A 23506-nucleotide genomic window follows, 5' to 3' on the forward strand; every position below is an offset into this window, starting at 1 on the left:
ACCATGCATTTCACCATTCAACGCGAAGCCCTGTTGAAACCCCTGCAACTGGTCGCAGGCGTCGTCGAGCGCCGACAGACCTTGCCGGTACTTTCCAACGTACTGTTGGTTGTCGAAGGCCAGCAGTTGTCGTTGACCGGTACCGACCTGGAAGTCGAACTGGTTGGTCGTGTACAGCTGGAAGAACCCGCTGAGCCCGGTGAGATCACCGTGCCTGCGCGCAAGCTGATGGACATCTGCAAAAGCCTGCCCAACGACGCGCTGATCGACATCAAGGTCGATGAGCAGAAGTTGGTGGTCAAGGCCGGGCGCAGTCGTTTCACCCTGTCGACCTTGCCGGCCAACGACTTCCCGACTGTGGAAGAAGGCCCGGGTTCGCTGACCTGCAGCCTGGAACAAAGCCGTCTGCGTCGTTTGATCGAGCGCACCAGCTTCGCCATGGCCCAGCAGGACGTGCGTTACTACCTCAACGGTATGCTGCTGGAAGTATCTGAAGGCATCATCCGTGCCGTGGCCACAGACGGTCACCGCCTGGCCATGTGCTCGATGAAGGCTGATATCGGCCAGCCGGATCGCCATCAGGTGATCGTGCCGCGCAAAGGTATCCTGGAGCTCGCGCGTCTGCTCACCGAGCCGGACGGTAACGTCAGCATCGTCCTCGGCCAGCATCACATCCGTGCGACCACTGGCGAGTTCACCTTCACCTCCAAGCTGGTAGACGGCAAGTTCCCGGATTACGAGCGTGTGCTACCCAAAGGTGGCGACAAGTTGGTGATCGGTGATCGTCAGGCGCTGCGTGAAGCGTTCAGCCGTACCGCGATCCTGTCCAACGAAAAGTACCGGGGTATTCGCCTGCAATTGGCCAACGGTCAGCTGAAAATCCAGGCCAACAACCCGGAGCAGGAAGAAGCTGAAGAAGAAATCAGCGTTGATTACAACGGCGGCTCGCTGGAGATTGGTTTCAACGTGAGCTACCTGCTTGATGTGCTGGGTGTGATGACCACTGAGCAAGTGCGTCTGATCCTGTCCGACTCCAACAGCAGCGCCCTGGTGCAAGAATCCGATAACGACGACTCGGCTTATGTTGTTATGCCGATGCGCCTGTAATCATGTTCAGCAGAAGCTAGATGTCCCTCAGTCGCGTCTCGGTCACCGCGGTGCGCAATCTGCACCCGGTGACCTTCTCCCCCTCCCCCCGCATCAATATCCTCCACGGCGCCAACGGCAGTGGCAAAACCAGCGTGCTGGAAGCCATTCACTTGTTGGGCCTTGCTCGTTCCTTTCGCAGCGCCCGCCTGTTACCGGTGATTCAGTACGAGCAATTGGCGTGCACCGTATTTGGCCAGGTTGAACTGGCGCAAGGCGGGCATAGCAGCCTGGGGATCTCCCGTGATCGCCAGGGGGAGTTCCAGATCCGTATCGATGGGCAGAATGCGCGCAGTGCGGCGCAACTGGCGGAAATCCTGCCACTGCAATTGATCAACCCCGACAGCTTCCGCTTGTTGGAAGGCGCACCCAAAATTCGCCGGCAGTTCCTCGATTGGGGAGTGTTCCACGTGGAACCGAGGTTCATGGCCACTTGGCAGCGCCTGCAGAAGGCCCTGCGGCAGCGGAACTCATGGCTGCGGCATGGTACACTTGACGCCGCTTCGCAAGCGGCCTGGGACCGTGAACTGTGCCTGGCCAGCGACGAAATAGATGAATACCGCCGCACCTATATCAAAGCCTTGAAACCAGTCTTTGAACAGACCTTGAGTGAGTTGCTGGAACTCGAGGGGCTGACGCTGAGCTACTACCGTGGTTGGGACAAAGAGCGTGACTTGAGTGCAGTACTCGCCACCTCTTTGCAACGGGACCAGCAAATTGGCCACACCCAGGCAGGACCGCAACGCGCTGATTTGCGCCTTAGATTAGGTGCTCATAACGCCGCGGATATCTTGTCCCGTGGTCAGCAGAAGTTAGTGGTCTGCGCGCTGCGTATCGCCCAGGGGCACTTGGTTAGCCAGGCCCGACGCGGTCAATGTATTTATCTGGTGGATGATTTGCCGTCCGAACTGGACGAGCAACACCGCCGCGCGCTATGCCGCTTGTTGGAAGACTTACGCTGCCAGGTATTTATTACCTGTGTAGACCACGAATTATTGAGGGAAGGCTGGCAGACGGAAACGCCAGTCGCTTTGTTCCACGTGGAACAAGGCCGTATCACCCAGACCCACGACCATCGGGAGTGAAGGCATGAGCGAAGAAAACACGTACGACTCGACCAGCATTAAAGTGCTGAAAGGTTTGGATGCCGTACGCAAACGTCCCGGTATGTACATTGGCGACACCGATGATGGTAGCGGTCTGCACCACATGGTGTTCGAGGTGGTCGACAACTCCATCGACGAAGCTCTCGCCGGCCATTGTGACGACATCAGCATCATCATCCACCCGGACGAATCCATCACCGTGCGTGACAACGGTCGCGGCATTCCGGTAGATGTGCATAAAGAAGAAGGCGTATCGGCGGCAGAGGTCATCATGACTGTGCTCCACGCCGGCGGTAAGTTCGACGACAACTCTTATAAAGTATCCGGCGGTTTGCACGGTGTAGGCGTGTCGGTAGTAAACGCCCTGTCAGAAGAGTTGATCCTGACCGTTCGCCGTAGCGGCAAGATCTGGGAACAGACTTACGTGCATGGCGTACCTCAGGCACCCATGGCGATCGTCGGTGACAGCGAAACCACCGGCACCCAGATTCACTTCAAGCCTTCGGCCGAGACTTTCAAGAATATCCATTTCAGCTGGGACATCCTGGCCAAGCGGATTCGTGAACTGTCGTTCCTCAACTCCGGTGTGGGTATCGTCCTCAAGGACGAACGCAGCGGCAAGGAAGAGCTGTTCAAGTACGAAGGTGGTCTGCGTGCATTCGTTGAATACCTGAACACCAACAAGACTGCGGTCAACCAGGTGTTCCACTTCAACATCCAGCGTGAAGACGGCATCGGCGTGGAAATCGCCCTGCAATGGAACGACAGCTTCAACGAGAACCTGTTGTGCTTCACCAACAACATTCCCCAGCGCGACGGCGGTACTCACTTGGTGGGTTTCCGTTCTGCACTGACGCGCAACCTGAACACCTATATCGAAGCCGAAGGCCTGGCCAAGAAGCACAAGGTCGCCACCACCGGTGACGATGCCCGTGAAGGCCTGACTGCGATTATTTCGGTCAAGGTTCCGGATCCGAAGTTCAGCTCCCAGACCAAAGACAAGCTGGTTTCTTCTGAAGTGAAGACCGCTGTTGAACAGGAAATGGGCAAGTATTTCTCCGACTTCCTGTTGGAAAACCCTAACGAAGCCAAGTTGGTCGTCGGCAAGATGATCGATGCGGCACGGGCTCGTGAAGCGGCGCGTAAAGCCCGTGAAATGACGCGTCGTAAAGGTGCGCTGGATATCGCTGGCTTGCCGGGCAAACTGGCGGACTGCCAGGAGAAGGACCCTGCCCTCTCCGAACTGTACCTGGTGGAAGGTGACTCTGCTGGCGGTTCCGCCAAGCAGGGTCGTAACCGCCGCACCCAGGCAATCCTGCCGTTGAAAGGCAAGATCCTCAACGTCGAGAAAGCCCGTTTCGACAAGATGATTTCCTCCCAGGAAGTCGGCACCTTGATCACCGCCCTGGGCTGTGGCATTGGTCGCGACGAGTACAACATCGACAAGTTGCGCTATCACAACATCATCATCATGACCGATGCTGACGTCGACGGTTCGCACATCCGTACCCTGCTGCTGACCTTCTTCTTCCGTCAGTTGCCGGAGCTGATCGAGCGTGGCTACATCTATATCGCCCAGCCACCGTTGTACAAAGTGAAAAAGGGCAAGCAAGAGCAATACATCAAAGACGACGACGCCATGGAAGAGTACATGACGCAGTCGGCCCTGGAAGATGCCAGCCTGCACTTGAACGATGAAGCCCCTGGGATCTCCGGTGAGGCGCTGGAGCGTCTGGTAAACGACTTCCGGATGGTGATGAAGACCCTCAAGCGTTTGTCGCGCCTGTACCCTCAGGAGCTGACCGAACACTTCATCTACCTGCCAGCCGTCAGCCTGGAACAGTTGGGCGATCACGCAGCGATGCAAGATTGGCTGGCCCAGTACGAAGTTCGCCTGCGCACCGTTGAGAAGTCTGGCCTGGTTTACAAAGCCAGCCTGCGTGAAGACCGTGAACGTAACGTTTGGCTGCCAGAGGTCGAACTGATCTCCCACGGCCTGTCGAACTACGTCACCTTCAACCGTGACTTCTTCGGCAGCAACGACTACAAGACCGTGGTTACCCTGGGCGCGCAACTGAGCACCCTGCTGGACGACGGCGCTTATATTCAGCGTGGCGAACGCAAGAAGCAGGTCAAGGAGTTCAAGGAAGCACTGGACTGGTTGATGGCGGAAAGCACCAAGCGCCATACCATCCAGCGATACAAAGGTCTGGGCGAAATGAACCCGGATCAACTGTGGGAAACCACCATGGACCCAGCGCAGCGTCGCATGCTGCGTGTGACCATCGAAGACGCCATTGGCGCGGACCAGATCTTCAACACCCTGATGGGTGACGCGGTCGAGCCACGTCGTGACTTCATCGAGAGCAATGCCCTGGCAGTGTCCAACCTGGACTTCTGATAACGCATTTGCGAAACAAAAAAGGCCAACGTTTAACGTTGGCCTTTTTTATTGCGCATTTTTAAATGCTCCACGTGGAACATCTGTTATGCCGTAGCGGCTGTCACGCTTTCCAAACGATAGCCGTAGCCGTAGATGGTCAGCAGCTGCCAGCCTCGTTCCGGCGTTAGTCCAAGCTTGTTTCGCAGCCGATAAATATGGGTATCCAAGGGCCGTGAAGACACCATTTCTTCATGGGTCCAGAACCGCTCATAGAGATATTCACGTGACAGCGGCCGCGCCAGGTTGGCGAACAGGCAGCGCGCCAGGCGGTACTCCCTTTCGGTCAGGTTGATCGGATCACCGGCGCGGCTGACGGTCAGCTCGGCATCGTCGAAAGTCAGGTCGTTGAAAACCAGCACTTCCGAGGCAGCCGATTTCTGCAGGCCGTGACGGCGCAGGACGGCACTGACCCGTGCCTTCAGCTCGTTGGGACGAAACGGCTTGCTGACATAGTCATCTGCACCGCTGTTCAGGGCCTGGACGATATCGCTCTCGGCGTCGCGGCTGGTAAGCATGATCACCGGAGGTGGCGCCTCCATGTGCTCACGGGTCCAGCGCAGGATCGCGATACCGCTCAGGTCCGGCAATTGCCAGTCGAGTACCAGCAAGTCGAAGGTTTCTCGGCGCAGTTGGCGCAGCAAGTCTTCGCCACGCTCGAAGCAATGCAGCGTCCATGGCTGCTCCGAGGCACTTGGGATTTGTCGCAGAGTCTGTTCCACCCGCCGCAATTCGGCAGGTTCGTCATCCAGTATCGCGACACGCATGGCAGGGTCCTTTCTTTTTGAAGAGTGTTGCAGCGGTTGAAGAGAACATTGGTTCGCCGTTGAATCTGAACAATTATGGCCAGTTTCTCAAGCTCCCTGCATCTCTCGGTACGCTGATATCAAATAGCCCTAAGGCCGTTAAACATCGCGTACCCAGCTGGAAAGATACCGGCTCAAGCCCCTCAGGAAAAGGATCAATGGCAATCAGGTTTTATGCGCTGTCGGGACAGGTGAGTCTTGTGCAGAAGGTCAGAGTGTGGGGAAAGATGTTAGTGCTGGTTGCGGCAACAGGTTTTGGCACGGAAATGGTGGATGCGTGTAGCCCGGCGCCGTCTGCCCCCCTTAAAGAAATGTCGGTGTATGCCGAATCGGTAGACGGCCTTGGTTACGCCGGACTCAGGGAAGTTGATGCACCCAATGCCTTTCAACACGGTAGCGTGCTTGACCAGGAGCAACGGTGGATCTTCTAAATCTGAACAAATGTTGCGCTGCGCCCCTGTGCACCACTCTTGTAGGTAAATTCTCTTTCGCTGAGTGACACATGGAGGGCGTGCGCGGGAAGCGCTCTCGATACACGGACGTATCATCTGTAGTCCGCGGTTCGCTACGGACTGCTGTCGGAGGGATGTGAGGGACAGTATTTCTTCGATGTACATCCGGTTCGGCCTCGTCGATCCGGCAGACACAGGGATGTGTCACCTTTCCGAGCACCTCATCCCTGCCACTACGGCTATCGAGTTCGATGCGTCATCGGGTATCGTAGGCGAGATTCAAGGTCCTGCCGCGGCAAGACGCTTTCTGAACGTACAGTCTGACGGACCTTTAGAACTAGAACCTTGATGAGCGCCATGACCCTCTTTCCTCGCCGCTATTCCCTTTCCTCTCTATTCGGTTCAAGCCTGGCCCTGGCGCTTGTGATCAACAGCCCACACGTTCTAGCCAAGCCTGCCCCTGTGCGTGCGCCCTACATAGATGACAACCTGATGTGCCGGGCACAGCCGCTGCCGGCAGTCGTGCAGCACCTGACCGGTGAAGCCTGGAAGCTCGATGCCAAGGGACGCCCCAGCGTGTTGGAAGAAGGCATGCTGATTGATGAGCAGGAAAGCGTAAAAACCTCGCCCTCGGCGTTTGTCAGCTTGTTGCTGGGTGACGGCTCGCGGGTTGTCCTGCCCTCCAGCTCCGAGGTGCGTCTGCACTTGGTGGAAGAACAGGCGATTCCCCAGGTGATCCTGCAACAAGGGCAAGTGGAAGCCTACGTACTCAAGCGCGCCAGTGACTATGACCGTTTTCAGATCGTGACCCCGGTGGGCGTACTTGGCGTGCGCGGGACGCACTTCCGTGTGCGTAACGACGATCAGCAATCGGTTGTCGAAGTGCTCAACGGCCAGGTGGCCGCCAGCCGCAGCGAGTCGCAACCGCTGGGTAAACAGCTCAAGAAAAAACCGCAGACGGGACCGGTGGACGGTGAGCTGAAGGTTGGCGCTCGACAAGGGTTGTTGCTCAAGACCCAGGGCGAGTTGAAGACGGTCGACTTATTGCCTGCTCCGCGCCTGATGGGCCAGGACGGCCAGAAAGGCGATGCGCCGGTCTGGACATTGATCCTGCACCCGCAACCGGGGGCCCAGCGCTACCGTGCGCAGGTGGCTACCGATAAAACCTTCATGAACATCAAGCAGGAAAACTTCTCCAGTGAACCGCGCTTGAGCTTCACTGGACTCAAGGCCTCGTTCTATCACGTGCGCGTGTCGGCCTTTGATGACCAGGGACTGGAAGGAGAAACAGGTGTTTATGACATCTTCTATTACCCACCTGCCACCCGTGTGCAGTAGCACCGCGGTGATGGGACGGTGAAGTGGTGGCGCCGGGCTGAACAACGTCAGCCGAGCCAGGCCCAGCGCCTGTTCAATGGGCTGGTCAGGGAATGGCTGTGGATCAGCCTGTTCCTGCTACCGATGACGGCCTTGCTGTCCCTGAGCCCTGGCCTGTCCCTGAATAACCTGTTGTACGACAGCTTGCGGCGCATGGCGCCGTTGCAGGTGGACCCGCGCATCCTGTTGGTGAGCATTGATGACATGAGCCTCAGGGAGCTTGGCCAATGGCCTTGGTCGCGGCGTCTGCATGCCGACCTGATCGACCAATTGAGTGCCGCAAAACCTGCCGGGATCCTGCTCGATGTGATCTTCAGCGAACCGGCGCGCGAGCCGGCCAATGATCAGCGCCTGGCCCAGGCGATCTGCAAGGCCGGCAATGTGCTGCTGCCGTTGATTCGCGAAGGCACGCCGCGCTTGGGGCAACCCCTCACGCAAATCCTCCCCGTGCTGCCACTGCGCGACTGTGCCAGGGCGGTGGGTCATATCAACGTGGAGGCGGACAGCGACGGTATTGTGCGCAGCCTCTATTTGCGTGAAGGGCCGCCGGGGCAACTGGTCCCGCAGTTGGCGTGGCTGGCCTTCGAACTGACCGGCCAACAGGCCGACATGCCGGGGCTGCCAGCGTCTTCTGAACCCAGTGATTGGCAACGGGACAATGCCATCCGCATTCCATTTATCGCCGCCGATAACGGCTTTCCCAGCGTGCCCTATGTCAGCGTGCTGCGCGGTGAAGTCCCGGCCCAACTGTTACGCGATCGGATCATCCTGGTGGGAGCCACCGCGCCAGGCATGGGCGATCGCTACGTGACACCGCTGTCGGCCAGCGTTGGCACGACCCCAGGTGTCGAGATCCAGGCCAACATTCTCAACGGCCTGCTGCAAGGGCGCAGCATTACCGTGTTGCCTGGCTGGCTGGCCACGCTGCTGTCTACCTCGCTGGTGGCATTGCTGCTGGGCCTGCTGCTGTTGCGCCCGCGTTATGCCCTGTGGCTGAGCCTGGGTTGTATGGTGGGTGCCCTCCTCGCTTCCTGGGGCTTGTTGCGCCTGGGGCTCTGGTGGTCGCCAGCAGCCACGTTGGTCGGCATGTTGCTCGGCTACCTGATCTGGAACTGGCGTCGCCTGAGCGTAATCCTGGCCTATTTCGGCTGGGAGTTGGCGCGCCTCGACAGTGAGCCCAAGGTGCTGCCGGAACGCCGTCGTGCCGCCGTCAGCAAGGGCGACGTATTGCAGGGCCGTATCGTGGCCCTGGAGCAAGCGGTCAGCCGTACCCGCGACACCCGGCGTTTTATGGCCGACGGCCTGGAGTGCCTGCCGGTCGCTACGCTGATTACCGATCCCACGGGCGAAATCCTGCTGGCCAATCGCATCGCCCGGGATGTATTTGGCAACGAACTGATTACCGAGAACCTGCTACAGCAACTCAAGGCATTGGGCTACCCGCCCTTGCAAGGCGGGGTGAGCACGCCGCTGTCAGCCCTGGAAATCGTCGAGTTCCGCGACACCCAGCAACGCAGCCTGCGCCTGGAGTTGGCACCGTTGTTACCGGTCGACGGTGATGTGGCGTTGGGTTGGCTGCTGAGCCTGACTGACCTGAGTATCGAACGTGACGCCCAACAGCAACGTGAAACCCTGCTGCGCTTCCTCTCCCATGATCTGCGGGCGCCCCACTCGGCCATTCTGGCGTTGTTGGATGTGCAGCGACATGAGGCCTCTGACGTCTGGCAGGTATTTACCCAGATCGAACAGCAAGTGCGGCGGGCACTGAGTTTGACCGAGTCGTTCGTTCAGTTGGCCAAGGCCGAGTCCGACGGCTACCAGTTTGAGCCCAGCCTGTTTGCCATGCTGGTGCTCGATGCGTTTGACCAGGTAGCGCTGCTGGCCCAACTGAAAAAGATCCAATTGGTCCACGACCTGGACGAGGCGGGTGAGGACATGGTCCTGGCGGATCAATCCCTACTGACCCGAGCCTTGTTCAACCTGATGGAGAATGCGATCAAGTACAGCCCATCCGGCACCACAGTGACGGTGCGACTCGAACGCAAAGGCCAATGGTTGGCCTGTCATATCCAGGACCAGGGGCCCGGCATCGCGGCCCAGGAGCTTCCCGAACTGTTCAGCCAATACCGACGTTTTGCTTCGTCCCAGGGCAGCGAAGGCCTTGGGTTGGGCCTGACCATGGTCAAGGCGGTCATGGACCGCCATGGGGGCCGGATCGAGTGTGCGAGTGAGGTCGGGCAAGGCACGGTTTTCAGCCTGCAGTTGCCGTTGTGGGAAGAGTAAACAGCTGTGCATAAAAAACCGGCCGCAAGGGCCGGTCTTCAACGGTCGAAAAAACTTATGCACGTTTTTCGGTGTTTTATTAGCTTAAGAAATATGTAATCAAATCATAAGCCTATAAGCCAAAAACTGCTTTTCGCCAACAAACCGTACACAGGTTATCCACAGAACGTCAGATCACCGCGCGGTCTTCGGCAACCGGCAGTGGCGGCAGCGAACCCATGGCCCGTTGCTGCGCTTCATTCCAGGCTGCAGCGCGGTCATTGAGCGCGGCAATTGCACGCGGTCCTTCCCCTTCGGCATACATCGGCTCGCCGATCACCACAGTGATGGTGCCCTTGCGCTTGGCCCAGCCTTCCTTGGGCCAGAACTTGCCGGCATTGTGGGCAATCGGCAGCACCGGCAGATTGGCGTTGACCGCCAGTGCCGTACCGCCCCGGGAGAACTTGCCGACCGTGCCAAAGGGAACGCGGGTGCCCTCAGGGAAGATCAGGACCCAAACGCCGTCCTTGAGCAGTTCGTCACCTTTCTTGGCCACATGCTTGAGCGCGGCCTTGGGGTTGTCGCGGTCGATGGCAATCGGGCGCAGCATGGCCATGGCCCAACCAAAGAACGGTACGAACAGCAACTCACGCTTGAGCACCTGGCTCAGGGGCGAGAAGTAGGCAGAAAGAAAAAACGTCTCCCAGGTGCTCTGGTGGTTCGACAGGATCACGCACGGCTGGTCCGGGACATTCTCGGCGCCCTTGACCTCGAAACGGATGCCCAGGAACACCTTGGTCAGCCACAACGCGCAGCGGCACCAATAGACGTTGATAAAGCGATAGCGCGCCTTGAATGGCAAAAAGGGCGCAATAAAAAAGCTCAGGGTGCACCAGAGAAACGAACTGGTGCCCAGCAGCAGGTAAAAGAAGAAGGTTCTGATGGCCTGCAAAATCGACATGGCAGCATTTACCGTTGCGGGACAACGCCCGCCTGTTAAAAGTGCACTCCCGAACAATCCTTGGTCAGGAAGTCGAGGGCGACTAGTTGTTGATAAGTTCTGCGGCAACCGCCGCCAGATCGTCAAAAATCAAGGTGCCTACCGGCAGGTTTTTCGCCTGGGTCTTTTCGCCTTTTCCGGTCTTTACCAAAACTGGCTGAGAGTCGACGGCTTTGGCCGCCTCCAGGTCACCGAGACTGTCCCCGACGAACCATATCCCAGCCAGGGGCACCTTGTAATGTTCTGAAATGATTTTCAACATGCCAGGCTTGGGTTTGCGGCAATCGCAGCCCTCGTCCGGCCCGTGGGGGCAATACACTACCAGCCCCACCTCACCGCCCTGCTCTGCCACCAACGTGCGCAAGCGCGCGTGCATGGCGTCCAGGGTGGCGATGTCGTAGTAGCCGCGGGCGATGCCGGACTGGTTGGTAGCAATGGCTACCGTCCAGCCGGCCTTGCTCAACTGCGCGATGGCCTCGATCGAGCCGGGCAGCGGGATCCACTCCTCTACCGACTTGATGTAAGCGTCGGAGTCATAGTTGATCACCCCGTCCCGATCGAGAATCAGCAGTTTCAACATGATCAGCTCAGCGTCGAAATGTCAGCGATGTTGACGAACAAACCGCGCAGACGCGCCAGCATGGCGTAGCGGTTTTTCCGCACGCCAGCATCTTCGGCATTGATCATCACCGCTTCGAAGAACGCATCCACCGGCTCACGCAAGGTGGCCAGGCGCGCCAGTGCTTCGGCGTAGTTGCGCTCGGCGATCAGCGGTTTCACTGCGTTTTCTGCCTTGGCGATAGCCGAGTTCAGCGAGAACTCCTTGGCATCGGCAAACAGGCCAGGATCGACGTCGCCGGTGCCCAGGCCTTCGGCCTTGCTCAGCAGGTTCGACACACGTTTGTTCACGGCGGCCAGGGCATCGGCTTCCGGCAGCTTGCGGAAGGCTTGTACGGCTTGCACACGTTGGTCGAAGTCCAGTGCCGAACCCGGTTGCAGGGCACGCACCGACAGGTAGACGGAAACGTCCACGCCTTCGTCTTCGTAGCGCGCACGCAGGCGGTCGAACACGAACTCCAGCACTTGCTCGGCCAAACCGGCTTGCTTGACCTTGGCGCCGAACTGACCAACTGCAAACACCACGGCCTGGGTCAGGTCCAGGTCCAGCTTCTTGTCGATCAGGATGCGCAGCACGCCCAGGGCCGCACGGCGCAGGGCATACGGGTCTTTGCTGCCGGTGGGCAACATGCCGATACCGAAGATCCCCACCAGGGTGTCCAGCTTGTCAGCGATGGCTACGGCCGCGCCGGTCAGGGTGGTCGGCAGTTCGGCGCCAGCACCGCGTGGCATGTACTGCTCGTTCAAGGCCAGGGCGACGTCTTCAGGCTCGCCGTCATTGAGCGCGTAGTAGTAACCGGCAACACCTTGCATTTCCGGGAACTCGCCGACCATCTCGGTGGCCAGGTCGCATTTGCACAACAGGCCAGCGCGGGCGGCCAAGGCCGCATCGCCGCCAATGCGTGGTGCGATGTAGGCCGCCAGCTTGGAAACCCGCACAGCCTTGTCGTAGACGCTGCCAAGTTTTTCTTGGAACACCACGTTCTGCAGGCGCAGGTTGAAGTCTTCGAGCTTCTGCTTCTTGTCTTGCTTGAAGAAGAACTCGGCATCGGTCAGGCGCGGGCGTACGACTTTTTCGTTACCGGCGATGATCTGCTGCGGGTCCTTGCTTTCGATGTTGGCCACGGTGATAAAGCGCGGCAGCAATTTGCCGTCCACATCCAGCAGGCAGAAGTACTTCTGGTTGTCCTGCATGGTGGTGATCAAGGCTTCTTGTGGCACATCGAGGAAGCGCTCTTCGAACGAGCACACCAGCGGCACCGGCCACTCGACCAGCGCGGTTACTTCGTCGAGCAGGCTTGGCGGCACGATGGCGGTGCCTTCCTGCAAACGAGCCAGCTCTTCGGTGCGCTTGCTGATCAGCTCGCGACGCTCGTCGGCATCCGCCAGCACATAGGCTGCACGCAGGTCTTCGAGGTAGCTGGCCGGCGAACCGATGCGCACGTTTTGCGGGTGGTGGAAGCGATGGCCACGGGAGTCGCGGCCGGCCTTCTGGGCGAGGATGGTGCAATCGATGACTTGATCACCGAGCAGCATTACCAACCATTGGGTCGGACGAACGAACTCTTCCTTGCGTGCGCCCCAGCGCATGCGCTTGGGGATCGGCAGGTCGTTCAGCGAATCTTCAACGATGGTCGGCAGCAGGCTGGCGGTCGGCTTGCCGGTGATGACCTGGCTGAAACGCAGTTTCGGGCCACTTTGGTCGATCTCGCTCAGCTCGACGCCGCACTTCTTGGCAAAACCCAGGGCGGCCTGGGTCGGGTTGCCTTCGGCATCGAAAGCGGCCTGGCGTGGCGGGCCGTCGAGGTTGATGTTGCGGTCCGGCTGCTGGGTTTGCAGCGCGGTCAGCAACACCGCCAGGCGACGTGGCGCGGCGTAGACCTTCTTGGCTTCAAACTTCAGGCCGGCAGTCTGCAGGCCTTTTTCGATACCGGCCAAAAATGCGTCGGCCAGGGTGTTGAGGGCCTTGGGTGGCAGCTCTTCGGTGCCCAGTTCAACCAGGAAATCTTGAGCACTCATTGTGCAGCCTCCAGCTTAGCCAACACTTCATCACGCAAATCCGGGGTGGCCATCGGGAAGCCCAGCTTGGCGCGAGCCAGCAGGTAGGCTTGGGCGACGGAACGCGCCAGGGTGCGTACACGCAGGATGTATTGCTGGCGCGCGGTTACCGAGATGGCACGGCGAGCGTCCAGCAGGTTGAAGGTATGGGATGCCTTCAGGACCATTTCATAGCTTGGCAACGGCAGCGGCTGATCCAGTTCGATCAGGCGCTTGGCTTCGCTTTCATAGAAGTCGAACAGTTCGAACAGCTTCTCGACGTTGGCGTGTTCGAAGTTGTAGGTCGACTGCTCCACTTCGTTCTGGTGGAACACATCGCCATAAGTCACTTTGCCGAACGGGCCGTCAGCCCATACCAGGTCGTAGACCGAGTCCACGCCCTGCAGGTACATGGCCAGGCGTTCCAGGCCGTAGGTGATCTCGCCGGTCACCGGGTAGCACTCGATGCCGCCCGCTTGCTGGAAGTAAGTGAACTGCGTCACTTCCATGCCGTTGAGCCAGACTTCCCAGCCCAGGCCCCAGGCGCCCAGGGTTGGCGACTCCCAGTTGTCTTCGACGAAACGGATATCGTGGACCAGCGGGTCCAGGCCGACATGTTTCAGCGAGCCCAGGTACAGCTCCTGGAAGTTGTCCGGGTTTGGCTTGAGGACGACCTGGAACTGATAGTAGTGCTGCAGGCGGTTGGGGTTTTCGCCGTAGCGGCCGTCAGTCGGGCGACGACTGGGCTGCACATAAGCGGCGTTCCAGGTTTCCGGGCCGATGGCCCGCAGGAATGTTGCGGTGTGGAAAGTGCCGGCGCCTACTTCCATATCGTAGGGCTGAAGTACCACACAACCTTGCTCGGCCCAGTATTGCTGGAGGGCGAGGATCAAGTCTTGGAAGGTACGCACGGCTGGCGTAGGCTGGCTCACAAAATTCACCTGTTACTTGGGCTGCGATTTAAAGGGCGGCAGTATACCCGATTCGGCCTTGCCACCACTCCCTGGAGCCTTATGCCACGCTGCTTTTGGTGTTCTGAAGATCCGCTGTACATGGCTTATCACGATCAGGAGTGGGGAACGCCGCTGCGCGATGCGCAGGGTTTGTTCGAGTTGCTTTTGCTCGAAGGGTTCCAGGCGGGCCTGTCCTGGATCACCGTTTTACGCAAACGCGAGCATTATCGAAAGGTCTTGTTCGGTTTTGATCCCCAGCGTCTGGCGCAGTTGAGTGATGCCGAGATCGAGCAGTTGATGCTCGACCCAGGCATCGTGCGCAACCGCTTGAAACTCAATGCCACCCGGCGCAATGCCGCCGCCTGGCTGGCGCTGGAAGACCCGGTGGGGTTGCTCTGGGCGTTTGTCGGCGGCGTGCCCAAGGTCAATCATTTCAAGGATCGCAGCCAGGTTCCGGCGATTACGCCAGAGGCCGAAGCCATGAGCAAAGCGCTCAAGAAAGCCGGCTTCACGTTCGTCGGGCCGACCATCTGCTATGCGTTCATGCAGGCCTCGGGCATGGTCATGGACCACACTCAGGATTGCGACCGTTACGCGGACTTGGTCAACGCCGGGTAGAATAGCGCACTTAGCGCACCGCACAACATCAGGAGTGACCTGTGGAAAAGTTAAAAGGCGCCTTGCTGGTAGGCGCTCTGCGATTGTTTGCCCTGCTGCCCTGGCGCGCCGTCCAGGCGGTGGGTACGGCCATTGGCTGGATCATGTGGAAAACCCCCAACCGCTCCCGCGATACGGTGCGGATCAACCTCTCCAAGTGCTTCCCGGACATGGACCCGATCGAGCGTGAGCGCCTGGTCGGCCAAAGCCTGATGGACATCGGCAAGTCCCTGACCGAAAGCGCCTGCGCCTGGATCTGGCCGGCCCAGCGTTCCATCGACCTGGTGCGCGAAGTCGAAGGCCTGGAAGTGCTGCAGCAAGCCCTGGCCTCAGGCAAAGGCGTGGTAGGCATCACCAGCCACCTGGGCAACTGGGAAGTGTTGAACCACTTCTATTGCAGCCAGTGCAAACCGATCATTTTCTACCGCCCGCCCAAGCTCAAGGCGGTGGATGACCTGCTGCGCAAGCAACGCGTGCAGTTGGGCAACCGGGTGGCGGCCTCCACCAAAGAAGGCATCCTCAGTGTCATCAAGGAAGTGCGCAAGGGCGGCCAGGTGGGGATTCCCGCTGACCCGGAGCCGGCAGAGTCGGCCGGGATCTTCGTGCCGTTCTTCGCCACCCAGGCGCTGACCAGCAAGTTCGTGCCGAACATGCTCGCCGGTCACAAGGCGGTCGGGGTATTCCTGCATGCCCTGCGGCTGCCGGATGGCTCGGGCTACAAAGTGATTTTGGAAGCGGCGCCGGAAGATATGTACAGCACCGACACGGCCACGTCCTGCGCGGCGATGAGCAAGGTGGTGGAGCGTTATGTGGGCGCTTACCCTAGCCAGTACATGTGGAGCATGAAGCGCTTCAAGAAACGCCCGCCGGGCGAGGCGCGGTGGTACTGATACCCCCCCTCATGAAGATCACATGTGGGAGCTGGCTTGCCTGCGATGGCATCACCTCGGTTTGACTGGAAGACCGAGTTGCCTGCATCGCAGGCAAGCCAGCTCCCACAGGGGTCACCTCAAGCCAGACGGTCGAGTTTTTTCAGGAACACCGTCATCTCTTTTTCGGCCTGCTTGTCGCCATGGGCCTGGGCCGCTGCAATCCCCTGCTCCCACGCCTGCCGTGCCGCGTCTTTATCGCCCAGCGCAGCATGCGCCTTGCCCAACAGCTTCCACGCCGCTGAATACTTAGGATCGAACTCGACGCATTTTTGCAAATGCGCCGCCGCCTTGGCGTTGTCTTTCAAGTCCAGATAACCCTTGCCCAAACCAAAGCGCAGCAGCGAGTTATCCACACCCTTGGCGAGCATCTTTTCCAGCGACTCAAGCATACGAAGATCCTTGTAGGAGCCGGCTTGCCGGCGATGGCGTCATCACTGACAACACAATCCACATCAAAAAAAGCTCAACCCCACGTGGAACAGTTTCTCCACATCGCGGATATGTTTTTTATCCACCAGGAACAGAATCACATGGTCCCCCGTGGCGATCACCGTGTCGTCGTGGGCGATGATCACTTCTTCATCCCGAATGATCGCGCCAATGGTAGTGCCCGGTGGCAAGCCAATATCGCGGATCGCCCGGCCGATCACCTTGCTCGACTTGGAGTCACCGTGGGCAATCGCCTCGATGGCTTCCGCCGCGCCCCGGCGCAGTGAGTGCACGCTGACGATATCGCCGCGCCGCACGTGGGCCAGCAACGTGCCGATGGTCGCCAATTGCGGGCTGATGGCGATATCGATGTCGCCGCCCTGGATCAGGTCCACATAGGCCGGGTTATTGATGATCGTCATGACCTTCTTCGCCCCCAGCCGCTTGGCCAGCAGCGACGACATGATATTGGCCTCGTCGTCGTTGGTCAGGGCCAGGAAGATATCGGCGTCGGCGATGTTCTCTTCCATCAGCAGGTCACGATCCGAAGCGCTGCCTTGCAGTACCACGGTGCTGTCGAGGGTGTCGGACAAATGCCGGCAGCGTGCCGGGCTCATCTCGATGATCTTCACCTGGTAGCGGCTTTCGATAGCCTCGGCCAGGCGCTCGCCGATCTGCCCGCCGCCGGCGATGACGATGCGTTTGTAGCTCTCATCGAGCCGGCGCATTTCGCTCATCACTGCACGAATGTTGGCCTTGGCGGCGATGAAGAACACTTCGTCGTCGGCTTCGATCACTGTGTCGCCCTGGGGCAGGATCGGCCGGTCGCGGCGGAAAATCGCGGCCACGCGGGTTTCCACATTCGGCATGTGTTCGCGCAGCTGACGCAGTTGCTGGCCCACCAGAGGCCCGCCGTAGTAGGCCTTGACCGCCACCAGTTGCGCCTTGCCTTCGGCGAAGTCGATCACCTGCAGTGCACCGGGGATTTCGATCAGGCGCTTGATGTAGTGGGTGACCACCTGCTCCGGGCTGATCAGCACGTCCACCGGAATCGCGTCGTTGTCGAACAGCCCGGCGCGGGTCAGGTAGGCCGCTTCACGCACTCGGGCGATCTTGGTCGGGGTGTGGAACAGGGTGTGGGCGACCTGGCAGGCGACCATATTGGTCTCGTCGCTATTGGTCACCGCCACCAGCATATCGGCGTCGTCGGCGCCGGCCTGGCGCAGCACGGTGGGGAACGAGGCACGGCCCTGGACCGTCCGGATATCCAGGCGATCCCCCAGGCCACGCAGGCGTTCGGCGTCGGTGTCGACCACGGTAATGTCGTTGGCTTCACTGGCCAAATGCTCGGCCAGCGTACCGCCGACCTGCCCTGCGCCAAGGATGATGATCTTCATCCGGTCACTCCCTTAAAAACCATTCAACCGCGTGCAGCGGCAATCTTGATCAGCTTGGCGTAATAGAAGCCGTCGTGCCCGCCTTCCTGCGCCAGTAGCTGGCGGCCATGGGGCTGCTTGATGCCGGCCGTGGTGGCAATGTCCAACTCCCGCGCGCCGCTGGTGCGGGCGAGGAAGGCTTGGATCACTTCGGTATTCTCGGTGGGCAATGTCGAGCAGGTGGCGTAGAGCAGGATGCCACCGACTTCCAGTGTCGGCCACAGCGCGTCCAATAGCTCGCCTTGCAGCACAGCCAGGGCGGCGATGTCGTCGGGTTGGCGGGTCAGTTTGATATCCGGGTGGCGGCGGATCACCCCGGTGGCAGAGCACGGTGCGTCGAGCAGGATGCGCTGGAACGGTTTGCCATCCCACCAGATGGCGGTGTCGCGACCGTCGGCGGCAATCAACTCAGCTTCCAGGCCCAGGCGTGCGAGGTTTTCGCGCACCCGCACCAGGCGCTTGGCTTCCAGATCCACGGCCACCACGCCGGCCAGGTTGGGCTGGACTTCCATGATGTGGCAGGTCTTGCCACCAGGCGCGCAGCAGGCGTCCAGCACCCGTTGGCCGGGCGCCAGGTCGAGCAGGTCGGCGGCCAGTTGCGCGGCTTCGTCCTGCACGCTGATCCAGCCTTCGGCAAAGCCTGGCAGGCTGCGTACATCGCCAGCCGTTTCGAGGACGATACCGTCCTGGCTGTACACACAGGCGCTGGCGTTGATGCCGGCATCTGCCAGCAGCGTGAGATAGGCATCGCGGCTGTTGTGGCGGCGATTGACCCGCAGAATCATCGGCGGGTGCGCATTGTTGGCGGCGCAGATGGCTTCCCACTGCTGGGGCCAGAACGCCTTGAGGGATTTTTGCAGCCAGCGCGGGTGTGCGGTGCGCACTACCGGGTCGTGTTCCAGCTCGGCCAGCAATGCCTCGCTTTCGCGCTGGGCGCGGCGCAGCACTGCGTTGAGCAAGGCCTTGGCCCAGGGTTTTTTCAGCTTGTCGGCGCAGCCCACGGTTTCGCCGATGGCGGCGTGGGCCGGCACGCGGCTGTAGAGCAACTGGTAAAGCCCCACCAGCAGCAGCGCCTCGACGTCGGCATCGGCTGCCTTGAACGGCTTTTGCAGCAACTTGGCCGCCAGCGCCGATAGACGCGGCTGCCAGCGCGCGGTACCAAATGCCAGGTCCTGGGTGAAGCCGCGATCACGGTCTTCGACCTTATCCAGTTGCACCGGCAACGAGCTGTTCAGGGAAGCCTTGCCATTGAGCACTGCGGCCAGGGCCTTGGCGGCGGCCAAACGCGGGTTCATCAAGCGTCCACTCCGAGGGTGATGCCGGGGGCAAATTTCTCACGACGGCTATTGAACAAATCGCTGAAGTTCAGCGCCTTGCCACCGGGTAATTGCAGACGGGTCAGACACAAGGCCTGCTCCCCGCACGCAACCAACAGACCTTCCTTGCTGGCACCGATGATTTCACCGGGGGCACCGTTGCCTTCGGCCAGGTTGGCGGCGAGGACTTTCAAGGCTTCGCCATTGAGGGTGCTGTGGCAGATCGGCCATGGGTTGAACGCGCGTACCAGGCGTTCCAGCTCCACGGCCGGGCGGCTCCAGTCGATGCGCGCTTCGTCCTTGTTCAGCTTGTGGGCGTAGGTGGCGAGGCTGTCGTCCTGCACTTCGCCTTCCAAGGTGCCAGCCGCGAGGCCGGCAATGGCCTGGATCACCGCAGGCGGGCCCAGTTCGGCCAGGCGGTCGTGCAGGCTGCCGCCGGTGTCTTGCGCGGTGATGGGCGTGGTGACCTTGAGCAGCATCGGCCCGGTGTCGAGGCCGGCCTCCATGCGCATCACCGTCACGCCGCTTTCGGCGTCACCGGCTTGCACCGCGCGCTGGATCGGCGCGGCACCGCGCCAGCGTGGCAGCAGCGAGGCGTGGCTGTTGATGCAACCCAGGCGCGGGATATCCAGCACGGCTTGCGGGAGGATCAGGCCGTAGGCCACCACCACTAATAGGTCCGGCTTCAGCGCGGCCAGTTCAGCCTGGGCTTCGGCGTTGCGCAGGGTGGGCGGTTGCAGCACGACGGTGCCGTGCTCCAGGGCCAGTTGCTTGACCGGGCTGGGCATCAGTTTTTGCCCACGGCCGGCCGGGCGATCCGGCTGGGTGTACACCGCGACGATTTCATAAGGGCTGGCAAGCAGGGCCTTGAGGTGTTCGGCGGCAAATTCGGGGGTGCCGGCAAAAACGATGCGCAGTGGCTCGGTCATGGGAAACGTCTCACAAAAGAAAAAGGCTTGCCGGAGCAAGCCTTTGGAAGAAGGGAATCAAGCTTGCTGGCGATGCTTCTTTTCCAGTTTCTTCTTGATCCGGTCGCGTTTGAGCGTGGACAGGTAATCGACGAACAGCTTGCCGTTGAGGTGGTCGCACTCGTGCTGGATACACACGGCCAGCAGGCCTTCGGCAATCAGCTCGAAGGGCTTGCCGTCACGGTCCAGGGCCTTGATCTTGACGCGTAGCGGGCGCTCGACATTCTCGTAGAACTCCGGCACCGACAGGCAGCCTTCCTGATACTCGCCCATCTCGTCGGTCAGCGGCTCGAACTCGGGGTTGATGTACACCATCGGTTCGCTGCGGTCTTCGGACAGGTCCATGACCACCACGCGCAGGTGCACATTGACCTGGGTCGCGGCGAGGCCGATGCCCGGGGCTTCATACATTGTTTCAAACATGTCATCGACCAACTGACGAACCTTGTCGTCCACTACGGCCACCGGTTTGGCGATAGTGCGCAGGCGCGAGTCCGGGAATTCGAGGATGTTCAAAATAGCCATAAGCGTAATTGCTGCACATGTGAGGTAAAGGCAAGTCGGCCTCGGGACAACCCGCACGACCGGTGTGAAACGCTCGCAGGCCGCGAAGGCCAAGGCATTTCACGCGAACCGACATAATAAAGGAGATTGCGCCCATGAGGAAATCGCTACTCGTCTTCAAAATGCAGTGGCCGGTTGGGCGGCGATGACCCGCTGCAATAATTAGCCTGCTACAGAAGTTACCAACAGAGTTATCCACAGCTTGTTCCTGATCAAGGATGATCATATGTCAGTAATCCATACCCCGGATATTTCCCCCGCCGAGCTGGAAGCCCGCCTGCGTTTGCATCGCATGCCGGAGCTCGGTCCCAGGCGTTTCAAGACATTGATCGAGGCCTTTGGCTGCGCCTCGAAAGCCCTCGGCGCCCCGGCCAGTGCCTGGCGTTCGCTGGGGTTGCCGGCGGCCTGTGCCGAAGCCCGGCGCAGCGTGCAAGTGCGCGATGGCGCCAGCGTCGCATTGGCCTGGCTAGAGCGTCCGGCCCAGCATTTGCTGATGTGGGACCAACCCGATTACCCAGCCTTGCTGGCCGAGCTGGATGATGCACCACCGTTGTTATTCGTGGCCGGCAGCCCCGCTATCCTGGAAAAACCGCAGTTGGCCATGGTCGGTAGTCGCCGCGCTTCCCGGCCCGGAATGGATACGGCGGCGGCCTTTTCCCGCAGCCTGGCAAGCGCCGGTTTTGTCATTACCAGCGGCTTGGCCCTGGGTATCGACGGGGCGGCCCACCAGGCAGCATTAGATGTCGGGGGTCAGACTATCGGCGTGCTGGGCACCGGCCTGGAAAATTTTTATCCACAGCGCCACCGCCAGCTCGCCGAGGCGATGATTGCCCAAGGCAGCGCGGTGGTTTCCGAGTTCCCGCTGGACGCCGGTCCCCAGGCCGGCAACTTCCCTCGGCGCAACCGCATTATCAGTGGCCTGTCCCTGGGGGTCCTGGTGGTGGAGGCCAGCGTCGCCAGCGGCTCGCTGATCACCGCGCGGCTGGCCGCCGAACAGGGGCGCGAGGTGTATGCAATACCGGGGTCCATTCATCATCCTGGCGCCAGGGGCTGTCACCAACTGATCCGTGACGGGGCGGTGCTGGTGGAAACCATCGAACACATCCTTGAAGGGTTGCGCGGTTGGCAGGCGTTATCGCGGCCCGCGCCGGTGGCGGTAACCCACCCACTGGTGGCGCTGTTGCATGCGGCGCCCCAGACCAGTGAAGGCTTGGCCATCGCCAGCGGGCAGAGCCTGTGCCAGGTGCTGGCGAGCCTCACCGAACTGGAGCTGGAGGGTCGGGTGATCTGTGAAAGTGGTCGCTGGTTTGCACGCAGTTAGGTTTTGTAACGAACATCGGTAAACTGCGCAGAGCTTTAGTCCGGAGAGTGAGTAATGGTCAACAGGTGGCGTGTGCAAGAAGCCGCACGAGAAATTCGCGCAGGCGCGGTGATTGCCTATCCGACCGAGGCCGTCTGGGGCCTGGGCTGCGACCCGTGGAACGAGGAAGCGGTGGATCGCTTGCTGGCGATCAAGGGCCGGTCGGTGGATAAGGGGCTGATCCTGGTCGCCGACAATATCCGGCAATTCGACTTTCTGTTCGAAGACTTCCCCGACACCTGGATCGACCGCATGGCCAGTACCTGGCCGGGGCCCAATACCTGGCTGGTGCCCCATCAGGACCTGCTGCCTGAATGGGTTACTGGTAAGCACGACACCGTGGCATTGCGGGTCAGCGATCATCCGCTGGTGCGCGATTTGTGTTCACTGGTGGGGCCATTGATCTCCACCTCTGCCAACCCACAAGGCCGGCCGGCCGCGCGTTCGCGGATCCGGGTGGAGCAGTATTTCCGTGGTCAGGTGGACCGGGTGCTGGGTGGCAGCCTGGGTGGGCGCAAGAACCCGAGCTTGATTCGGGATCTGGCCACGGGTGAGGTTCGGCGCCCGTCTTGAGACCGTGGTACTGCCATCGCGGGCTTGCCCGCGATGGCAGCATTCCAAGCAGCCGAAATGTTACGGCAGCAAAATGGTCGACCCAGTGGTCCGCCGCCCCGACAACTCCTCCTGCGCCTTCGCCGCTTCCGCCAACGAGTAACGCTGGTTGATATCAATCCGCACCTTGCCGCTTTCGATCATGGCAAACAGATCGTCGGCCATGGCCTGCAGGTTCTGCGGATTGTTGGCGTAGGTCGCCAGTGTCGGCCGGGTCACGTACAGCGAACCTTTCGCCGCCAGAATCCCCAGGTTCACCCCGTCCACCGCACCTGACGCATTACCGAAACTCACCAGCAGGCCCCGGGGCGCGACGCTGTCCAGCGAGGCGAGCCAGGTGTCCTTGCCGACGCCGTCGTACACCACCGGGCATTTCTTGCCGTCGGTCAGTTCCAGTACGCGCTGTGGGACGTTTTCCTTGCTGTAGTCGATGGTTTCCCAGGCGCCGAGGGATTTGGCCAGGGCGGCTTTTTCCGGCGAACTGACCGTACCGATCAACTTCACACCCAGGGCTTTGGCCCATTGGCAGGCCAGGGAGCCGACGCCACCGGCAGCGGCGTGGAACAGGATGGTTTCACCGCCTTTCAATTCATAGGTCTGGCGCAACAGGTACTGCACGGTCAGGCCTTTGAGCATGGCCCCAGCAGCCTGTTCGAAGCTGATCCCATCCGGCAGATGCACCAGGTTGGCGGCCGGCAGCACGTGCAGTTCGCTGTAGGCACCCAGCGGGCCGCTGCCGTAGGCCACGCGGTCGCCGACCTTGAACTGGCTGACTTCGCTGCCCACCGCATCCACCACCCCAGCGCCTTCCGCGCCCAGGCCCGAGGGCAAGGCCGGCGGTGCATACAGGCCACTGCGGTAATAGGTATCGATAAAATTCAGGCCAATGGCCTGGTTACGCACACGTACCTGTTGCGGGCCCGGCTCTACCGGCGTGTAGTCCACATACTCAAGTACTTCGGGGCCGCCATGGGCGCTGAACTGGATACGTTTGGCCATCTGCTCTGTCCTCAAGTCTGTTTCGCGAAAGGCTCC

The 23506-nt window shown here is 60.4% G+C and carries 21 protein-coding genes; 10 read left to right on the plus strand and 11 right to left on the minus strand.

Annotated elements, in window-relative coordinates; all coding sequences use genetic code 11:
* The first annotated feature begins 3 nt into the window (after positions 1-3).
* Genes dnaN through gyrB form a run of 3 tightly spaced genes read left to right on the plus strand, consistent with a single transcriptional unit; the run spans position 4 to position 4653 of the window.
* On the plus strand, positions 4-1107 hold the full coding sequence (gene dnaN / locus HKK57_RS09300) for a DNA polymerase III subunit beta (RefSeq protein ID WP_029290193.1): 1104 nt from the start codon (positions 4-6) through the stop codon (positions 1105-1107).
* Positions 1108-1127: 20 nt separating this feature from the next.
* Positions 1128-2231, plus strand: coding sequence for a DNA replication/repair protein RecF (gene recF, locus HKK57_RS09305; RefSeq protein WP_029290195.1), 1104 nt, complete (start codon positions 1128-1130; stop codon positions 2229-2231).
* Positions 2232-2235: 4 nt separating this feature from the next.
* Positions 2236-4653: a DNA topoisomerase (ATP-hydrolyzing) subunit B gene (gene gyrB / locus HKK57_RS09310; RefSeq protein ID WP_029290197.1), complete on the plus strand. Its 2418-nt coding sequence runs from the start codon at positions 2236-2238 to the stop codon at positions 4651-4653.
* An 86-nt stretch (positions 4654-4739) separates the two neighbouring features.
* On the opposite strand, the gene HKK57_RS09315 is transcribed toward gyrB, so the two are convergent.
* Positions 4740-5459 carry a response regulator transcription factor gene (locus tag HKK57_RS09315; RefSeq protein WP_029290199.1) on the minus strand — a complete coding sequence of 240 codons (720 nt, stop codon included), beginning with the start codon at positions 5457-5459 and terminating at the stop codon, positions 4740-4742.
* Positions 5460-5476: 17 nt separating this feature from the next.
* Here HKK57_RS09315 and HKK57_RS09320 point away from each other — a divergent pair, with 17 nt between their 5' ends.
* The 3 genes from HKK57_RS09320 (at position 5477) to HKK57_RS09330 (ending at position 9610) form a co-directional block, all read left to right on the plus strand.
* Entirely contained in the window at positions 5477-5929 is a 453-nt protein-coding gene (locus HKK57_RS09320) for a hypothetical protein (protein ID WP_143007600.1), read from the plus strand.
* Between the two features lie 369 nt (positions 5930-6298).
* Complete coding sequence (locus HKK57_RS09325; RefSeq protein WP_029290203.1) at positions 6299-7288, plus strand: FecR family protein; 990 nt, start codon at positions 6299-6301, stop codon at positions 7286-7288.
* Between the two features lie 18 nt (positions 7289-7306).
* Complete coding sequence (locus HKK57_RS09330) at positions 7307-9610, plus strand: CHASE2 domain-containing protein (protein ID WP_169390060.1); 2304 nt, start codon at positions 7307-7309, stop codon at positions 9608-9610.
* 169 nt (positions 9611-9779) lie between these two features.
* Here HKK57_RS09330 and HKK57_RS09335 read toward each other — a convergent pair whose 3' ends face one another.
* The 4 genes from HKK57_RS09335 to glyQ all read right to left on the minus strand — a co-directional run bounded on the left by HKK57_RS09335 (position 9780) and on the right by glyQ (position 14176).
* The gene (locus tag HKK57_RS09335) at positions 9780-10550 is read right to left on the minus strand and encodes a lysophospholipid acyltransferase family protein (protein ID WP_029290207.1); all 771 of its coding nucleotides are present in this window, start codon (positions 10548-10550) and stop codon (positions 9780-9782) included.
* Positions 10551-10632: 82 nt separating this feature from the next.
* The gene (gene gmhB / locus HKK57_RS09340) at positions 10633-11172 is read right to left on the minus strand and encodes a D-glycero-beta-D-manno-heptose 1,7-bisphosphate 7-phosphatase (protein ID WP_169870889.1); all 540 of its coding nucleotides are present in this window, start codon (positions 11170-11172) and stop codon (positions 10633-10635) included.
* On the minus strand, positions 11172-13226 hold the full coding sequence (gene glyS, locus HKK57_RS09345) for a glycine--tRNA ligase subunit beta (RefSeq protein WP_169390061.1): 2055 nt from the start codon (positions 13224-13226) through the stop codon (positions 11172-11174). Before glyS ends, gmhB begins: the two co-directional genes overlap by 1 nt.
* Positions 13223-14176 (minus strand): glycine--tRNA ligase subunit alpha, encoded by a 954-nt coding sequence (gene glyQ / locus HKK57_RS09350; RefSeq protein WP_003213601.1) that lies wholly within the window; start codon positions 14174-14176, stop codon positions 13223-13225. Before glyQ ends, glyS begins: the two co-directional genes overlap by 4 nt.
* Positions 14177-14257: 81 nt before the next feature.
* Between glyQ and HKK57_RS09355 the strand changes: the two genes are divergently transcribed.
* Both HKK57_RS09355 and HKK57_RS09360 read left to right on the plus strand, forming a co-directional pair.
* Positions 14258-14815, plus strand: coding sequence for a DNA-3-methyladenine glycosylase I (locus HKK57_RS09355; protein WP_159906001.1), 558 nt, complete (start codon positions 14258-14260; stop codon positions 14813-14815).
* Positions 14816-14856: 41 nt separating this feature from the next.
* Complete coding sequence (locus HKK57_RS09360; protein ID WP_070996605.1) at positions 14857-15744, plus strand: lysophospholipid acyltransferase; 888 nt, start codon at positions 14857-14859, stop codon at positions 15742-15744.
* A 119-nt stretch (positions 15745-15863) separates the two neighbouring features.
* Here the strand turns inward: HKK57_RS09360 and HKK57_RS09365 are convergent, their stop codons facing one another.
* From HKK57_RS09365 to def, 5 genes are all read right to left on the minus strand, one after another.
* The gene (locus tag HKK57_RS09365) at positions 15864-16175 is read right to left on the minus strand and encodes a tetratricopeptide repeat protein (RefSeq protein WP_154908017.1); all 312 of its coding nucleotides are present in this window, start codon (positions 16173-16175) and stop codon (positions 15864-15866) included.
* A 63-nt stretch (positions 16176-16238) separates the two neighbouring features.
* A complete protein-coding gene (gene trkA / locus HKK57_RS09370) occupies positions 16239-17612 on the minus strand; it encodes a Trk system potassium transporter TrkA (protein ID WP_029290222.1) in 1374 nt (457 codons plus the stop codon).
* A 23-nt stretch (positions 17613-17635) separates the two neighbouring features.
* Complete coding sequence (rsmB, locus tag HKK57_RS09375) at positions 17636-18946, minus strand: 16S rRNA (cytosine(967)-C(5))-methyltransferase RsmB (RefSeq protein ID WP_169390062.1); 1311 nt, start codon at positions 18944-18946, stop codon at positions 17636-17638.
* Positions 18946-19896: a methionyl-tRNA formyltransferase gene (fmt, locus tag HKK57_RS09380; RefSeq protein ID WP_169390063.1), complete on the minus strand. Its 951-nt coding sequence runs from the start codon at positions 19894-19896 to the stop codon at positions 18946-18948. The genes rsmB and fmt overlap by 1 nt, the downstream gene beginning before the upstream one ends.
* Positions 19897-19953: 57 nt before the next feature.
* Positions 19954-20460, minus strand: a complete 507-nt coding sequence (def, locus tag HKK57_RS09385; RefSeq protein WP_029290229.1) for a peptide deformylase — start codon at positions 20458-20460, stop codon at positions 19954-19956.
* Positions 20461-20725: 265 nt separating this feature from the next.
* Here def and dprA point away from each other — a divergent pair, with 265 nt between their 5' ends.
* The gene (gene dprA, locus HKK57_RS09390) at positions 20726-21820 is read left to right on the plus strand and encodes a DNA-processing protein DprA (protein ID WP_029290231.1); all 1095 of its coding nucleotides are present in this window, start codon (positions 20726-20728) and stop codon (positions 21818-21820) included.
* A gap of 54 nt (positions 21821-21874) precedes the next feature.
* Positions 21875-22432, plus strand: coding sequence for an L-threonylcarbamoyladenylate synthase (locus HKK57_RS09395; protein ID WP_029290233.1), 558 nt, complete (start codon positions 21875-21877; stop codon positions 22430-22432).
* Positions 22433-22492: 60 nt separating this feature from the next.
* Here the strand turns inward: HKK57_RS09395 and HKK57_RS09400 are convergent, their stop codons facing one another.
* Positions 22493-23470 (minus strand): quinone oxidoreductase family protein, encoded by a 978-nt coding sequence (locus HKK57_RS09400; RefSeq protein WP_169390064.1) that lies wholly within the window; start codon positions 23468-23470, stop codon positions 22493-22495.
* Between the last annotated feature and the right edge of the window lie 36 nt (positions 23471-23506).

Origin of the sequence: Pseudomonas sp. ADAK21 (genome assembly GCF_012935735.1) — a bacterium.
GTDB classification, from domain to species: domain Bacteria; phylum Pseudomonadota; class Gammaproteobacteria; order Pseudomonadales; family Pseudomonadaceae; genus Aquipseudomonas; species Aquipseudomonas proteolytica.

Bases quoted from the DNA above. Each gene is read 5' to 3' on its own strand.
- HKK57_RS09355 (WP_159906001.1), top strand. From the start codon at position 14,258: ATGCCACGCTGCTTTTGGTGTTCTGAAGATCCGCTGTACATGGCTTAT.
- HKK57_RS09400 (WP_169390064.1), bottom strand. From the start codon at position 23,470: ATGGCCAAACGTATCCAGTTCAGCGCCCATGGCGGCCCCGAAGTACTT.
- trkA (WP_029290222.1), bottom strand. From the start codon at position 17,612: ATGAAGATCATCATCCTTGGCGCAGGGCAGGTCGGCGGTACGCTGGCC.
- fmt (WP_169390063.1), bottom strand. From the start codon at position 19,896: ATGACCGAGCCACTGCGCATCGTTTTTGCCGGCACCCCCGAATTTGCC.
- def (WP_029290229.1), bottom strand. From the start codon at position 20,460: ATGGCTATTTTGAACATCCTCGAATTCCCGGACTCGCGCCTGCGCACT.
- HKK57_RS09315 (WP_029290199.1), bottom strand. From the start codon at position 5,459: ATGCGTGTCGCGATACTGGATGACGAACCTGCCGAATTGCGGCGGGTG.
- HKK57_RS09325 (WP_029290203.1), top strand. From the start codon at position 6,299: ATGAGCGCCATGACCCTCTTTCCTCGCCGCTATTCCCTTTCCTCTCTA.
- HKK57_RS09335 (WP_029290207.1), bottom strand. From the start codon at position 10,550: ATGTCGATTTTGCAGGCCATCAGAACCTTCTTCTTTTACCTGCTGCTG.
- dnaN (WP_029290193.1), top strand. From the start codon at position 4: ATGCATTTCACCATTCAACGCGAAGCCCTGTTGAAACCCCTGCAACTG.
- HKK57_RS09365 (WP_154908017.1), bottom strand. From the start codon at position 16,175: ATGCTTGAGTCGCTGGAAAAGATGCTCGCCAAGGGTGTGGATAACTCG.
- HKK57_RS09395 (WP_029290233.1), top strand. From the start codon at position 21,875: ATGGTCAACAGGTGGCGTGTGCAAGAAGCCGCACGAGAAATTCGCGCA.
- gyrB (WP_029290197.1), top strand. From the start codon at position 2,236: ATGAGCGAAGAAAACACGTACGACTCGACCAGCATTAAAGTGCTGAAA.
- recF (WP_029290195.1), top strand. From the start codon at position 1,128: ATGTCCCTCAGTCGCGTCTCGGTCACCGCGGTGCGCAATCTGCACCCG.
- rsmB (WP_169390062.1), bottom strand. From the start codon at position 18,946: ATGAACCCGCGTTTGGCCGCCGCCAAGGCCCTGGCCGCAGTGCTCAAT.
- dprA (WP_029290231.1), top strand. From the start codon at position 20,726: ATGTCAGTAATCCATACCCCGGATATTTCCCCCGCCGAGCTGGAAGCC.
- glyS (WP_169390061.1), bottom strand. From the start codon at position 13,226: ATGAGTGCTCAAGATTTCCTGGTTGAACTGGGCACCGAAGAGCTGCCA.